The sequence below is a fragment of the Acinetobacter sp. genome, assembly GCF_050285345.1.
Taxonomy (GTDB): domain Bacteria; phylum Pseudomonadota; class Gammaproteobacteria; order Pseudomonadales; family Moraxellaceae; genus Acinetobacter.
Genome location: NZ_JBLZXR010000108.1, coordinates 1 through 14,876 on the forward strand (window position 1 = coordinate 1; position 14,876 = coordinate 14,876).

Annotated in this window: 13 protein-coding genes; 5 read left to right on the forward strand and 8 right to left on the reverse strand. The window is 41.7% G+C overall.

Annotation, left to right across the window (positions count from 1 at the left end; translation table 11 throughout):
• Window positions 1-106: 106 nt before the first annotated feature.
• The gene (orn, locus tag ACN6OV_RS09110) at window positions 107-664 is read right to left on the reverse strand and encodes an oligoribonuclease (RefSeq protein ID WP_427952206.1); all 558 of its coding nucleotides are present in this window, start codon (window positions 662-664) and stop codon (window positions 107-109) included.
• Between the two features lie 125 nt (window positions 665-789).
• Between orn and rsgA the strand changes: the two genes are divergently transcribed.
• The 4 genes from rsgA to secB all read left to right on the forward strand — a co-directional run bounded on the left by rsgA (window position 790) and on the right by secB (window position 3,125).
• Complete coding sequence (gene rsgA / locus ACN6OV_RS09115) at window positions 790-1,848, forward strand: ribosome small subunit-dependent GTPase A (protein WP_427952208.1); 1,059 nt, start codon at window positions 790-792, stop codon at window positions 1,846-1,848.
• 93 nt (window positions 1,849-1,941) lie between these two features.
• A complete protein-coding gene (locus tag ACN6OV_RS09120; protein ID WP_427952210.1) occupies window positions 1,942-2,349 on the forward strand; it encodes a rhodanese-like domain-containing protein in 408 nt (135 codons plus the stop codon).
• A gap of 22 nt (window positions 2,350-2,371) precedes the next feature.
• On the forward strand, window positions 2,372-2,626 hold the full coding sequence (gene grxC, locus ACN6OV_RS09125) for a glutaredoxin 3 (protein ID WP_427952212.1): 255 nt from the start codon (window positions 2,372-2,374) through the stop codon (window positions 2,624-2,626).
• A 40-nt stretch (window positions 2,627-2,666) separates the two neighbouring features.
• On the forward strand, window positions 2,667-3,125 hold the full coding sequence (secB, locus tag ACN6OV_RS09130) for a protein-export chaperone SecB (protein ID WP_427952214.1): 459 nt from the start codon (window positions 2,667-2,669) through the stop codon (window positions 3,123-3,125).
• 161 nt (window positions 3,126-3,286) lie between these two features.
• Here the strand turns inward: secB and ACN6OV_RS09135 are convergent, their stop codons facing one another.
• From ACN6OV_RS09135 to ACN6OV_RS09165, 7 genes are all read right to left on the reverse strand, one after another.
• Window positions 3,287-4,093, reverse strand: coding sequence for an enoyl-ACP reductase FabI (locus ACN6OV_RS09135; RefSeq protein WP_427952217.1), 807 nt, complete (start codon window positions 4,091-4,093; stop codon window positions 3,287-3,289).
• Window positions 4,094-4,235: 142 nt separating this feature from the next.
• On the reverse strand, window positions 4,236-5,057 hold the full coding sequence (locus ACN6OV_RS09140) for a TatD family hydrolase (RefSeq protein ID WP_427952219.1): 822 nt from the start codon (window positions 5,055-5,057) through the stop codon (window positions 4,236-4,238).
• A gap of 5 nt (window positions 5,058-5,062) precedes the next feature.
• The gene (locus ACN6OV_RS09145; RefSeq protein WP_427952221.1) at window positions 5,063-6,019 is read right to left on the reverse strand and encodes an RsiV family protein; all 957 of its coding nucleotides are present in this window, start codon (window positions 6,017-6,019) and stop codon (window positions 5,063-5,065) included.
• Between the two features lie 95 nt (window positions 6,020-6,114).
• Window positions 6,115-6,942 carry a hypothetical protein gene (locus tag ACN6OV_RS09150; RefSeq protein ID WP_427952223.1) on the reverse strand — a complete coding sequence of 276 codons (828 nt, stop codon included), beginning with the start codon at window positions 6,940-6,942 and terminating at the stop codon, window positions 6,115-6,117.
• 106 nt (window positions 6,943-7,048) lie between these two features.
• On the reverse strand, window positions 7,049-8,641 hold the full coding sequence (locus ACN6OV_RS09155) for a peptide chain release factor 3 (protein ID WP_427952225.1): 1,593 nt from the start codon (window positions 8,639-8,641) through the stop codon (window positions 7,049-7,051).
• A 281-nt stretch (window positions 8,642-8,922) separates the two neighbouring features.
• The gene (locus ACN6OV_RS09160; RefSeq protein ID WP_427952227.1) at window positions 8,923-10,995 is read right to left on the reverse strand and encodes a bifunctional diguanylate cyclase/phosphodiesterase; all 2,073 of its coding nucleotides are present in this window, start codon (window positions 10,993-10,995) and stop codon (window positions 8,923-8,925) included.
• Between the two features lie 407 nt (window positions 10,996-11,402).
• The gene (locus ACN6OV_RS09165; protein WP_427952229.1) at window positions 11,403-13,607 is read right to left on the reverse strand and encodes a carboxy terminal-processing peptidase; all 2,205 of its coding nucleotides are present in this window, start codon (window positions 13,605-13,607) and stop codon (window positions 11,403-11,405) included.
• A 199-nt stretch (window positions 13,608-13,806) separates the two neighbouring features.
• On the opposite strand from ACN6OV_RS09165, the gene nagZ reads away from it, so the two are divergent.
• Entirely contained in the window at window positions 13,807-14,829 is a 1,023-nt protein-coding gene (nagZ, locus tag ACN6OV_RS09170; protein ID WP_427952231.1) for a beta-N-acetylhexosaminidase, read from the forward strand.
• The last annotated feature ends 47 nt before the right edge of the window (window positions 14,830-14,876 follow it).

Consider the following 14,876-nt stretch of genomic DNA (forward strand, 5'->3'; position numbering starts at 1 on the left):
GTGTTGGTTCGCACTTATATTTTAACGATTTGGGCTCAGGTTTTTTTATTTAAATTAAACTATGGGACAGCAGTGGGCACTTAGCCTCTTTCTTTAAACGAGAAAATTAGTCTTTATTCATAATAAAGAAATATTCACGATAGTATTTCAACTCAGCAATTGAGTCGCGAATATCATCCATCGCCAAGTGAGAAGCATTCTTTTTCAAGCCGCTCATAATTTCTGGACGCCAGCGTTTCGCCAACTCTTTCACTGAAGATACATCCAAGTTACGGTAATGGAAAAATTGCTCCATTTCTGGCATTAAACGATGTAAGAAACGGCGGTCTTGGCAGATTGAGTTACCACACATTGGCGATGCTTTTGGATTGACCCATTTTTTGAGAAATTCTAAAGTTTGCTGTTCCGCATCTTGAGCTGTCAATTTACTGCGACGTACACGCTCAATTAGGCCAGATTGACCATGTTGACGCGTATTCCATTCATCCATCGCATTGAGCACACGGTCAGGTTGATGTACCGCCAGCACTGGACCTTCTGCCAGAATATTCAGGTTATCGTCGGTTACAATCGTTGCAACTTCAATAATCTGGTCGTTATCTGTATCGAGACCAGTCATTTCAAGGTCAATCCAAATGAGGCGAGTATCAGGTGTGCTGCTCATAAATGTGCAATCTTATTAGGCTGTAAAAGTGAACATAGTAGCAAATTTATTGGCTCTGCGCTGTAAATAGACCCTGCTTTCATGCTATTTTTGCCATCTGGTTTTTATGGTTTTTTAGGATATGAATGGCTTTAATTCGTAAGCGTCGTTTGACTGAACAACAACAGCGCCGCATTCAGAAACAACATAAATCGCGTCAGGAAGAAGTCGATACCTCTACTGACTTAGAAGGTTTGGTTGTACAGCATTATGGTCGACAACTTGAAGTACAGGCCCTGTCTACGCCTGAACATCATCCTGAAAAGCCGATAGTTCAAGACGGCGACCCCGAACCGCATTGGAAGCCAATTGAATTGGGCAGTATTTGGCGCTGCCATACTCGCACTAACCTCGAGTTATTGGTGACCGGTGATCGGGTGAAATGGCAAGCCGACCCAATTACCGGCTTGGGTATTATTACCGCAATTCATCCACGACAATCACTGCTAACTCGCCCTGACCGTTATCATAAAGTGAAACCAGTGGCGGCCAATGTCAGTTTAATCGTGATTGTTTTTTCACCTTTGCCTGAGCCAGCACCGGGTTTAATTGACCGCTATTTGGTGGCCTGTGCCGATGCTGAAATTCCTGCACTTTTGGTATTAAATAAATCTGATTTGCTGAAAGACACTGATCCAATCTTAACCTTGCTACAAGAATATCGTGACTTGGGTTATGAAGTGCTACAAACCCAAGCAGATGGTGATTTGACTGAACTTTCTGCGCGCCTTTCTGGTGAAACCGTGGCTTTTGTTGGGCAATCTGGGGTCGGTAAAAGTACCTTAATTAATGCCATTGTTCCGGAAGCTGCGCAAAAAACCAATATTATTTCGGAAAACTCCGCGCTCGGTCAGCATACCACCACATCAACACGCTTAATTGCGTTTGGTGAAGGTTCAGCTTTAATTGACTCACCAGGTATTCGTGAATTTGGTTTATGGCATTTAGAACTGGAAAAGGTTCAACACGGTTTCCCCGAAATTGAATCACATCTGGGCTACTGCCAGTTCCGTAACTGTACCCATAAACATGAAAAGCAATGTGCACTGCGTCTTGCTGCACAAAATGGTGAAATTTTGCCGCGTCGTCTCGAAAGCTATTTACGTCTGATTGACGAAATAACCGAAGCGCAGCAAAAAAATTAGTTTTATTCAGACCTAGCCCTTGAAGGGGTGATTTTGATCACCATATTTATGAGCTATACTCTTGGCAATTTTTAAATTGTAATTAGGTGAATTGTGGAACGTTGGTTCGAATTTATGGGGAATCACCCCTTCTTATTTGGAACGCTGGCTGTATTGGTCGTGCTGTTCTTTATTCTCGAAGGCCAGCGTAATGGTCGCAAAATTTCACCTCAGTCATTGGGTATTTTAGTTAAAGCTAAAAATGCACAGCTGATTGACTTGCGTGATGCGAAAGATTTCCGTGAAGGTCATATCAGCGGTAGCCGCAATATTCCATATAGCCAAGTTACAAAACATATTGAAGAGTTAAAAACTTCTGACCGTCCACTCGTATTTATTTGCAACCTCGGTCAAGTAGCGGGTTCTGCACTACAACAAGTCGGTCATGCAGATGCATATCGTCTTGATGGCGGCATCAGTAATTGGAAAGCTCAAGGCTTACCTTTGGTTAAAAGTAAATAAAAACGTGTCTTAGGAGACCAACATGGCTGAAGTTACGATTTATTCAACAACAGTATGTCCTTACTGCGTTCGCGCAAAACAGCTCCTAGAGCGTAAAGGCGTAGCTTATAAAGAAATTAATTTATCCAATGAAGCGCCTGAAGTACGTATTGAATTGATGCAACGCACCAATCACCGTACAGTTCCACAAATTTTTATTAATGATCAGTTTATTGGCGGTTTTGACCAACTTTATGCTTTAGAGCGTGAAGGCAAACTCGACGGCATGCTATCTTAATTTTAAACATAAATCGTCACCTCATATTAAGGAATAAACAATGAGTGAAGAACAACAAGCTCAACCACAATTGGCATTAGAGCGTATTTATACTAAAGATATTTCTTTCGAAGTACCTGGGGCTCAAGTTTTTACTAAAGAATGGCAACCTGAGTTAAACATCAACCTTTCTTCTTCTGCTGAAAAAGTTGACCCAACTCATTTTGAAGTTTCATTGAAAGTTGTGGTTCAAGCCAACAACGCGGGTGATACTGCATTTATCGTGGACGTGACTCAAGCAGGGATCTTCCTGATTGATAGCGTTGAAGAAGAGCGCCTTCCATACATTCTAGGTGCTTACTGCCCGAACATTTTGTTCCCATTCCTACGTGAAGCGGTGAACGATATGGTCACTAAAGGTAGCTTCCCACAATTGTTGCTGACCCCAATTAACTTTGATGCTGAATTCGAAGCGAATTTACAACGTGCGCAAGCTGCTGCTGTTGAAGGTCAAGCTTAATCCTTAAGTTTTGATCCATAAAAAAGACCGCTTTTGCGGTCTTTTTTATTGGCTTAATTTCCCTCTCCTTGTAGGAGAGGGTCAGGGAGAGGTCATTTTTCAAATATATGATTTTTATCCCCTCACCCTAACTCTCTCTCAAAGGGAGAGAACATCAAACATTACTCAGCATCTGCCATTAAGTCAGCGCTCATACCAACTGTGTTGAAGCCAGCGTCGACATACATAATTTCGCCAGTAATACCATTGGCCCAAGGTGAGCATAGGAACAACGCCGCATTCCCTACATCTTCAATCGTAACATTACGTTTAAGCGGTGCAACTTTTTCGTTCAAATCTAACATTTTACGGAATGATTTGATGCCTGATGCCGCCAAAGTACGGATTGGACCTGCCGAAATCGCATTGACACGGATTCCTTCAGCACCAAGACTTGAGGCTAAATAACGTACGCCTGCTTCTAATGACGCTTTCGCCATACCCATCACGTTGTAATTTGGCATTACACGCTCAGAACCTTGGTAAGTCAGCGTCAATAAACAACCTTGACGCGCAACCAATAAAGGCTTCGCCGCACGCGCCATGGCAATGAAGCTGTAAGCACTGATGTCATGTGCAACATTAAAACCTTCACGGTCAGTCACTTGGGTAAAGTCACCATCCAAGGTATGTGCAGGTGCAAAGCCAATTGAATGCACAACACCATCTAGACCGTCCCAATGTTTTGCCAATTCAGCAAAAGCATTGTCAATTTCAGCATCGACCGCAACATCACATGGGAAAACTAAAGTTGAACCAAATTGTTCAGCAAAATCATCGACACGTTTTTTTAGTTTTTCGTTTGGATAAGTAAAGGCCAGCTCTGCACCTTCGCGATGTAATGCCTGGGCAATACCAAATGCAATAGATAACTTACTTGCAATACCCGCGATTAAAAAGCGTTTGCCTGCCAATAGTCCTTGTGCCATGTGAATCTCACTCCAAATAATTTAACAGCATAATGCCAAGTCTAAAGCATTTTAGAAATTGCATAATGCATCTTTTTTTAGAAAACCCGAATTGCTCAGTTGAGCAGGCAAAAATCAAACTTTGTAAACTAATCCCAACACATCACAGCGTTAAATGTAGAGCCTGCAAAGAATTTTTCCATACACTTTGCGCAAGTTCATGTTCAGGTAAATTCAAACTGTGCGCTAGACCTTGCAACACATAGGGTAAATTGACTGGCGTATTACGCGTGCGTTGTTCAGCCGAATGCTGACAACAGAGTGGCGTCATATCTGGACAATCGGTTTCCAAAACCAAATGTTCAGCGCCTAATGCTTGCACCACTTGATGCAACTTCTTCGCATTTGGATTGGTAATTTGCCCAGTCACGCCAATTTTAAAGCCTAATTTGACAAAGGCTTTGGCTTCTTCGACTCCACCACTAAAGGCATGCGCAATACCACCGTGCTGAAACTGATGTTTTTTTAACATTGCCAAAACGTCAGCATGTGACTTGCGAATATGCAATAAAACTGGCTTATCCCATTGCTGGGCCAATTCAATTTGCACTGAGAAATAATCACATTGCTTTTGGAAAATATCCGGTTGTTTATGCTGCTTTAAAAATGTATCTAAACCAATTTCACCTACAGCCACACAATCTTTATGACCTAAAATTGTTTCTAAATCAGTTAAATGTTCCGCTCGATGTTGCTCAATATAAAATGGATGTAGCCCCGGCGCTAAATAGCTTTTCGGTGCATGTGGAAGTTTATTTAAAAATTGCTGGGTTTTCAGCAGGTCTGGAAAACGCTCTTGCACAAAGCCGATTAACACCAGACCCTCGACCCCCACTTGTTTGGCCGCATAAGCCAATGCTTCCCGATCTGGATCAAAGTCAGGTACGTCAAAATGCGTATGCGTATCAAACAATCGAGTGCTCATTGGACTTATTTACTTGTGGCTGCCGCAGAAGCCTCTACCGGTGCTGGTGCAGGCAAATATTGCTTTTTCAACACGGTTTGTAATTGATCATATGGAATGGTTAAGCGCGGTAAACCCACCACATAAGGACCAATTTCATATTCTGCATACTGCAAAATTAAACCTTGCTGACCTAAATAGAAATTATTCGACAGCTTGAACTTCCAGATTTGTTCATAATCTTGAATATTTTCTGCCAACTTAGCATCCGTCACCCAAGTTTTAAACACGGCATAGGCACGCTGTTCCAATACGGCTTTTTGGTTAGGCAATAAAATATCGTTAAGTTCAACTTGCTGTTGGTTTTTTAAATCAAAATTATAATATTGCTGTGACGATGAGCCATGTGCCCCACCCAAATAAGAACTGCTATTTAAAACCACGGTCGCTAACGGTACATCGGCATTTAAAATTTTGGGCTTGATCATCAAACTAATTTGCTGACTAGAACTAAGAGCTTTCAGCTCCTGATCCAATTTTAAAAATGCCTGCATATAAGGCTGTGTGGCTTTTTCCAATTTCAGTTTTGGCGTTTCCACACTGGCCAAAGCAGATTTTGCTTCAGAAGCCGCAACTTCACTTGCCGCACTTTCAGTCGCTTGAATCTGCTGATCTTCAGCAGGTGAAACCGATAAAATTAAACTTAATTGCTTCAAAATTTGTGTATCAACAAACTGATCAATAAAAGGCTGATTACTACTTAAACGCTCAACTGAAATTTCAGGACAGTTATTTCCTTCGCAATCGGGTAAATTCAGTTGTAACTTTTCAGCATCACCAATCAATTTTGTACTTAAATCCGGTTGCTCCGCTGGTGTATTTTCTGGCTTTTTTTCAGGTTCGGCTGGTTGCGGTTGACATGCAGTCAATGCGATTGATGTCACAAGCAATGAAGTGACCCATATTTTTTTCTGTTGAAGCATTGCACTAACCTTTTAAATTCACTGGCTTTAGTATGTTTTTAAATTTCTTGATCTAACATCAGAAATTACGATTTATCACAAATTACAAGTTATCACTAAAACATATGCTGATAGACATCTGCTTTCAATACCTGTTGTGTTTGTACTTTTGTTAAATAAATATCTAACTGTTTTCCATCTTTAACGATTTCATCCGTGCGATAATGCAGTCCAATCCCTTCTTGATCAAAGAACCAATCCGCCTGCCCCCAATAGAGTTTGTTGGGTGCCGACTTTTTCACGTCAGCCTCTTGCTCAGTCAACCACTGCGCATACGCGGTTTGTACCAAGCTATTCATATTTTGCTGCTGTTTGGCATCGACGATATCCAATGGAGTGAGATGCTTTTTGCTGCGACGATCTGCAACAAAAAAATAATATCGCTCTTTGACAGAGATATTTTCTTGCGTATGGTCGACCCCAATTTGCAACAATACATATTGATTACGCTGATACGGCACTCGAGTATATAAGGCCAATGCATAAGGCTTGTTGCTTTTTAGTTCAGCCTGCCAAGCATCAGATTTTTTCACATAGGCATTTACCGCCTGCTGTAAATTCATATTCTGCTTTAAGCCGATTTGGTCTTGGATCACATTGGCCTGATTTTTTTCAATCCAACGATTCAACCATGTGTCGACGGTATGAATGGTTTGAACATCTAAATCAATGCAACTTTGAGTTTCACAAAAGGGTTTGGCCACTTTTGCCGGTTGCTCTTGAATATTTAAATAAGGCAATAAGTCTGGGTTAATCGCTTGCGCTGCGGAGGCACTTTCCTCTTGATGCACTGTCGCTGTTTTTTCTTTTCCAGAATCACATGCGCTCAGTAGAATTGCACTCCCCAACAGTGCCACGACTGTAGCATCCTTGAAAATTTTCATGATGTTCTACACGACCAAATTATGAAGATAAAGATTGACGACAAAACTCTACCACAAAATAAAACAGCTTCACGAAGAAGCTGTTTTATTTCTATCAGAGAAAGACTTAGTGTTCACGTGTGTTGCGGAAAACGATATCTGGATAACGTTCTTGCATTAACTGTAAATTGACACGGCTTGGCGCAAGATAGGTTAAATGACCACCACCATCGATCGACAATTGGTCATGAGCTTTTTTCTTGAACTCATTAAATTTACGTTCATCATCACATGTTACCCAGCGCACGGTATTGATGCTGACTGGCTCATAAATACAGTCGACTTTGTATTCTTCTTTTAAACGATACGCAACCACTTCAAACTGAAGTACACCCACAGCCCCAACGATTAAATCGTTGCTGTTTTGTGGCATAAAGACCTGCGTTGCACCTTCTTCTGAAAGCTCTTTCAAACCTTTTTGTAGTTGTTTTGATTTTAATGGATCTTTTAAACGTACACGGCGGAACATTTCCGGTGCAAAGTGAGGAATACCAGTAAATTGAAGTTCTTCACCTGAAGTAAAGGTATCCCCGATTTGAATCGTACCGTGGTTATGCAGACCAATAATATCGCCAGGCCATGCCTCTTCCAAATGCTGACGGTCGCCAGCAAGGAAAGTTAAGGCATCACTAATACGAATATCTTTGCCGATACGTACATGCTTCATTTTCAAGCCTTTTTCATAACGACCTGAACAGATACGCATGAACGCAATACGGTCACGATGTTTTGGATCCATATTGGCTTGAATTTTAAACACGAAACCCGAGAAACCTTCTTCGGTTGCTTCTACACTGCGTACAGCTGTCGGATGGGCTTTTGGCTCCGGTGCATAATGACTAAATGCATCCAATACATGATCTACACCAAAGTTACCCAATGCAGTACCAAAAAGTACAGGCGTTTGACGACCAGCCAAGAATTCATCGCGGTCTAAAGGCTCATTCGCCATTTGAACCAATTCTAATGATTCTTCAAATGCAGCCCAAGCCAACTCACCAACTTTTTCACGCAGGTCTGCATGGTCATAACCATCACGTACTTCCATCTCGGTAATGGTTGAACCAAAACCCGCTTTGTAAACGTAAAATTTTTCCTCAATCAGGTTAAAGACACCGGCAAAGTCACGACCTGTACCCAATGGCCAAGTAAGTGGAACACACTTAATTTTGAGGACATTTTCAATTTCGTCTAACAGCTCAAGTGGCTCACGAATTTCACGGTCCATTTTGTTGACGAAAGAAATGATTGGCGTGTCGCGCATACGGCACACTTCCATCAATTTAATGGTTCGATCCTCGACCCCTTTTGCACCATCAATCACCATTAATGCAGAGTCGACAGCGGTTAAGGTTCGGTAGGTATCCTCAGAGAAATCTTCATGCCCCGGGGTATCCAGCAGGTTGATCATCTTGTCTTTAAAAGGGAACTGCATGACTGATGTGGTGATGGAAATACCACGTTCTTTTTCCATTTCCATCCAGTCCGAAGTCGCTCCACGATCAGATTTACGACTTTTCACCATACCTGCAACTTGAATTGCTTGGCCCCACAATAACAGCTTTTCTGTCATTGTCGTTTTACCCGCATCGGGATGCGAAATAATCGCGAACGTACGTCGCTGAGCGACCTGAGCCGCTAATTCATCTTTAAAACTCATGAGGGATACCTACTGCAGATGCGCAGCAAAAAAGATCAAATCTGATCAATATGAAAAATTGGCGATATTGTAGCAGATTGACTATTAAAAATAATCCATCAGATTGTGCTGATTCATGCCGACAGACCGACCCGTTTTTGGGTTTATTTGATCGAGTGACCTTGCTTTTTCTTATTTGGGATAAAAACACAGCCGTTTAATCATGACGAAAATAAGCTCAAAGCACGGTATTCATAGGCAAAAATCGCGATTAGATTTGGAATAGTGGCTGATTTTTACAGTCAATTTTCAGCTTTTAATTGTATGATTTCTTCTAAATGCTCGACATCCATCGGCAAACCGAGCAAGTAACCTTGTAATTGTTGGCAACCTAAACGGGTCAAAATATCGGCTTGCAACGGTGTTTCAATCCCCTCCGCTGTCACTATTAATCCGAGTTTTGTTGCCAACTGAATAATGCTCTCTAGGATCATTTCTTCTTTTGAATCTGGGGTTAAATCACTAATAAATTCGCGATCAATCTTTAGCTCATCCACAGGTAAATTTTTTAAATACAAGAAACTTGAATGTCCCGTCCCAAAGTCATCAATCGCCACCCGAATCCCCATCTGACGTAAACGCTCAAAGGTCACAATACTGGCATCAATATGATGCATTGCTGTAGATTCGGTAATTTCAATAATCAAATGTTCTGGATTAATCTGATAACGCTGGAATAATTGTTCAAGATTGTAAAATAAATGTTTATGTCCAAATTGAATCGCCGATAAATTGACTGCAATCGGATATAGCGGCAATCCTCGTCTTTCCCAATGTCGAATTTGCTTACAGGCTTCTTCAAGTGCCCAATAGCCCATCGGGATAATCAAACCAGTTTTTTCTGCGCCGCTAATAAAACGATTTGGTGTCAACATTCCCAACGTTGGGTGCTTCCAGCGAATCAAAGCTTCAACACCACAAATTTCTCGATCGATCGCCTTAAACTTGGGTTGATAAAACAGTACAAACTGCTGTTCCTCTACCGCTTTATATAAGTCATTAATTAGCTTGGTTTGACTCTTTTCTTCGAGCTGATCAATCGTGTAATTAAACACTGAATAGGTGTTTCTGCCCTGATATTTTGAAGTCATCATCGCTGCATCGGCATTGATGAGTAAATCTTGTAAATTTGAACCATGCTCAGGATACATAGCAATCCCAACACTGCCCGAAATATTAATTTCCTTGCCTGCGATCAAGAAACTTTCTTGTAAAAGTTCCAAAATCCGTTCCGACATTTCCGTTGCCGTTTCAGTCGTTGCAGACTCAAGCACCATCAAAAATTCATCACCGCCAATCCGCAAAAGTTTAGACTTTTCATCTAACAAACGATGAATCCGCGTCGCCATTTGAATCAGTAATTGATCACCCACATGATGACCAAAAACATCATTAACTGCTTTAAACTGATCGATATCAATATATAAAAAGGCAATGTGATCTTGACGCAAACGATGTTCAGTAAATAAAAAATGTGCGTATTCCGCCAAAAACGAGCGATTCGGTAAATGGGTTAAATTATCTTGCACTGCTTGATTGGCCAACTCTCGATTGGCGCGCATCAGTTGTAAATTACGTTGTTCTAAGCGGCGTTCTAATACCGCGACACTCAAGGCTGCGAATAAAATTAAACAGGTAACAAACAGTACGGTAAAGATTAATACGCTCTGACTCATTTGCGCCGCAAGTACCGTATCCATCGCATTTAGAGGATAGAATTTTACTGCAGCCATTCCGATATAATGCATGCCCACAATACTAAATGTCAGCATGGCTGCCACGATAATATTGATAAACACAGGCTTAGAACCTCGGTATTTACTTTTAAATAACAACCAGAATCCAAGCCCAGCACCGCACACAGCCATCAGTACAGAACAAATAACAATGAGGGGGGAATAATGTTGTTCATAACCTTCCACGACTAGACTCAGCATACCGGTATAATGCATGCCTGAAATGCCAAGTCCCATCAATACAGAACCGAGAATCAAACGTGGAAATGGCAAGGTGGGTCGTGTAGTCAACCACACAGCAAAGGTGGATGAAACAAATGCGATCAGATAGGAAACAAAGGTCAGGCCGGGATCAAAATGATGATTTGCAGGCAAATGACTCGCCATCATTCCAACAAAATGCATGCACCAAATTGCAGCACCTAAAATTGCACCGCCCATGAATAAAATGACTTTCTCATATCGAGGTCGTGTCCCACGGAATAACCATTGTTCCAATGAAACCACAAAGTAACAGCTCAATAATGCGATTACGATTGAACCCGCGACTAGATTGTAATCATAATGAATATGGATCATATACAGCGTTCCGCTCAGATTCTCGTTGCCATTTCAAGCATGCTGCACAATTTTTATCTTCCCTTATGACGGTGTTTTAAGTGTAATAACTTCATTATTCTGTCGTTATCGCCTAAGAATCTAACACTCTAGGAAAATGGTCAAGTTTTTCTTTAAAGAATTTAAACGGCTGAAAAGAATCAATAAAATTATTAGACCTGTGTCACTAAAATTCCAAAATATGCAAACAGCCATGAAGGGCTGTCTATTTGTTGTGCTCAAAAAATGGCTTGCATCACCCTTTTCTGTTGTGCCGATTTCTCTCGCTTTTGATATTTTTTCAATTGACTCTTAGCTCGAAAGTATAAAATCCCATAAAAATAGCGAGCCGAAGCTCGCTTTTTTCTGATCTAAAAGTTTTAAGAAACTTATTTTACTGCCGGCTTGGATGAGCCTTGCAATTTGGCATAATCCAGCAATACATTGGCTGCTTCCGAAACAAAAACTTCTTCTTCAGGTAATGCTGGACGTTGATTGGCTTTCATTTTGGCGCGCGCCTCAACCAATGCTTCCATCGAAGCTTGATAGCTTTCCCAATTCGCATAAGGTTTTTGACCCATCACTTTACGGCGTTGGTTCTCTGCGTCCAAAGATTTCTGCTCTAAGGCCAACAATTCCGCTTTACGTTTATTCAGATCCAATACCACACGTTTTTGCTCATCAGTCTTTTTCGCAATCGCCGTACGTTGTTCTAAATACTTAAATTGTGGATCAAGATTCACGCGCTGCTGTGAAGATTGAATTAAGTTTGGTACATACGCTTGAACCGAGCCTTCACGCTTAAATGGTGCCGTTGGAATCGTATCCCACTGCAAAGCATTCTTCGATTTACGCTCACCAAACTCTTCATTGTAAATATCGACCAGTTTAATATCCGGTACGACCCCTTTATTTTGAGTACTTCCGCCAGTCACTCGGTAGAATTTACGCTGAGTTAAGGTTGCCTGACCATAAGCCAAACTATCCAATTGAACTTGTGCCGTTCCTTTCCCTGTAGTGGTACTGCCAATCACCACGCCACGCTCATAATCCTGAATCGCAGCAGAATAAATTTCACTTGCCGATGCAGAAGCCAAATTAATCAGCACTGCCAATGGGCCTGCATAGCTTTGCGCGCCACCATCATCATCTTCAAAGACGCTGACATTGCCATTGCCATCACGGATTTGTACCACCGGCCCTGACTTGATGACTTGACCGAGCATACGCGCAACTTCTTCTAATGAACCACCAGGGTTGTTACGCAAATCAATAATGATGCCTTCAACTTTTTGATTATCGAGTGCTTTTAAAGCCTTATTGGTATCTTCAGAGACTGAGCGATAATCTGTGCCGGCACGACGCGCGCGGTAATTTAAGTAGAACGATGGAATTTCAATCACACCAAATTTATGCTTTTTGCCATCACGTTCAATTTCCACAGTACGTGAACGTACCCCGGCATCTTCTTCTTGAATCACATCACGGACAATGGTGACATTACGGGCTTGCGTCATCGATGCCCCTGCACCCAATAAACGTATCGTCACTTTGGTGCCACGTTTACCGCGAATCAGACCGACGATTTCATTGCTTGGCCAGCCAATGACATCAACCATTTTGTCGCCATCTTGCGCCACGCCAATAATACGATCACCAGACTTCACTTGACCGGACTTGCTTGCAGGACCACCTTCAACGATAGTTTCGATTTTGGTGTAATCCTCATTGCCGCGTTCGGGGCGAATCGACACCCCAATTCCTTCAAGCTGCAACGTAGTTTGACGGTTCAACTCCATCGCATCTACAGGTGGGAAATAATTACTGTGCGGATCATAGGTCAACATCATGGCATTGAGGGTTTTATCCAACACATCATCACTTTTTAAACGGCTGACACGTTCAAGCTGACGCGTATAACGCTTGGTAAGCGTCTGTTCTGGAGTTAAATCTTCAGGGCCAGTTAAATCCTGACCATTGGCCAATTCAGGATTTTCCTTCAACGCTTTTTGTTTGGCTTTTTCTTCTTCTTTGCTGATATTTAAGTTAATTAACTGTGATACCAGCATTTTGTTCCAATGCGCACGCTGCTCTTCAGTGGTTTTAAAGAACGGGGCTTTTTCACGATCAGTTTCGATATAGCTATTTGGCTGATTCAAATTTTGCTGTTTTTTCAGTTCATTCAGCATATAAGTGTAGAACTGTTTTAAGCGGTCACGATATTGCGCGTGAATTTCATAAGGACCGGATAAGTTCCCTGCTTTTAAATTTGCACCAAAAGTCGAACCATAACGCTTTTTATAGTTTTCAATTTCTGAAGCCAAAAACAACGTATGTTCTGGATCAAGACTATCAATATAAAAATCTAGAATACGATTTGAGGTATTGGCATCTAAACGCTGATTTAAATAATGTTGGCGGTCTACCAAAGTTGCCAGCTGGCGTGAGACTAAGGCTTGCTCTTGTGTCGGTTGAATCGCACCTGCGGCAACAGCTTCTGTATTGTTTGCAGCAATTGCATCATTCACCACATGCGTAAAAAAGAATCCACCGGTCGCAATCGCAACGGCACAAGCTAATGTTTGAAGTTTCATAAAAATTCGTACTTCCTTGGTATTCAGACCAATATTACCGTGTTGGTTTTCGACTTGAATTGAATGGATTCAAAATCTTAAACAACTTAATATGTTTATGTCGTGTAGTTTTATCATATTCTCTGCTGACAAAGTGTAGCAAATCATTGCAGAATTCAGGTATTGTTTTTCCTTAAAAATTCCAACACGGACACCGAATATGATTGGCGCATTAATGCTCGATATTGCTGGCACAGAACTTACTCAAGAAGATATTGAACTATTAAAGGCTCCGCAAGTCGGCGGCATGATTTTATTTGGTCGCAACATTGAATCACCTGAACAAGTTCGCGCGCTCACCGATCATATGCGTCAAATCCGTCCGGATATTTTAATTGCAGTCGATCAGGAAGGTGGTCGCGTTCAACGTTTAAAGCAAGGTTTCACCTTGCTTCCTGCCATGGGTAAGTTTGGCGAACTTTACTTAAGCCATCCTGAAAAAGCGCTTGAGCTGGCTGAGCAATGTGGCTGGCTAATGGCCGCTGAAGTCCTTGCTGTCGGTATCGATTTTAGTTTTGCTCCAGTTCTGGATTTAAATGATGTCAGCGATGTAATTGGTGATCGTGGCTTTGCTAAAAATATGCAGGACATTATTCCACTGGCAAGTGCCTTCCTAAAAGGCATGAAGCGTGCCGGTATGGCTTCAACAGGTAAACATTTCCCCGGCCATGGCTCTGTCAAAGCAGACTCACATGTAGCAGCAGCAGTAGATTTACGTAGCTATGATGAAATTTACCAAAAAGATATGCAAAGTTTTATTCAGCTGCAACCACAGCTCGATGCCTTAATGCCTGCACATGTGATTTATGAAAATGTCGATCCCAATCCAGCCGGTTTCTCCCCGTATTGGATTCAAAAAATCTTACGTCAAGAACTGCAATTTGATGGCGTATTGTTTTCAGATGACTTAAGCATGCAAGCTGCATGTGTCGCAGGTGGTGCAGATGCTCGAATTCAAGCAGCCTTAAATGCGGGTTGTGATATGGGACTGGTGTGTAATAACCGTGAATCCGCATGCATTGCACTGGATGGTATTAAAAATCTTGCTTTACCGAACCAAGAACGCCTAGAACGGATGCGCGGTAAAATCCCTCAAATTGCGATTGGGCAAAATATTGATCTTGGTGCAGATTGGCAACAAGTCCGTAATCGAATTGTAGATTTCAAAAATCAGTATTGCTAATACAACTTGCCTAAAAATAACTCAAAAAGGAACACGACAAAGTGTTC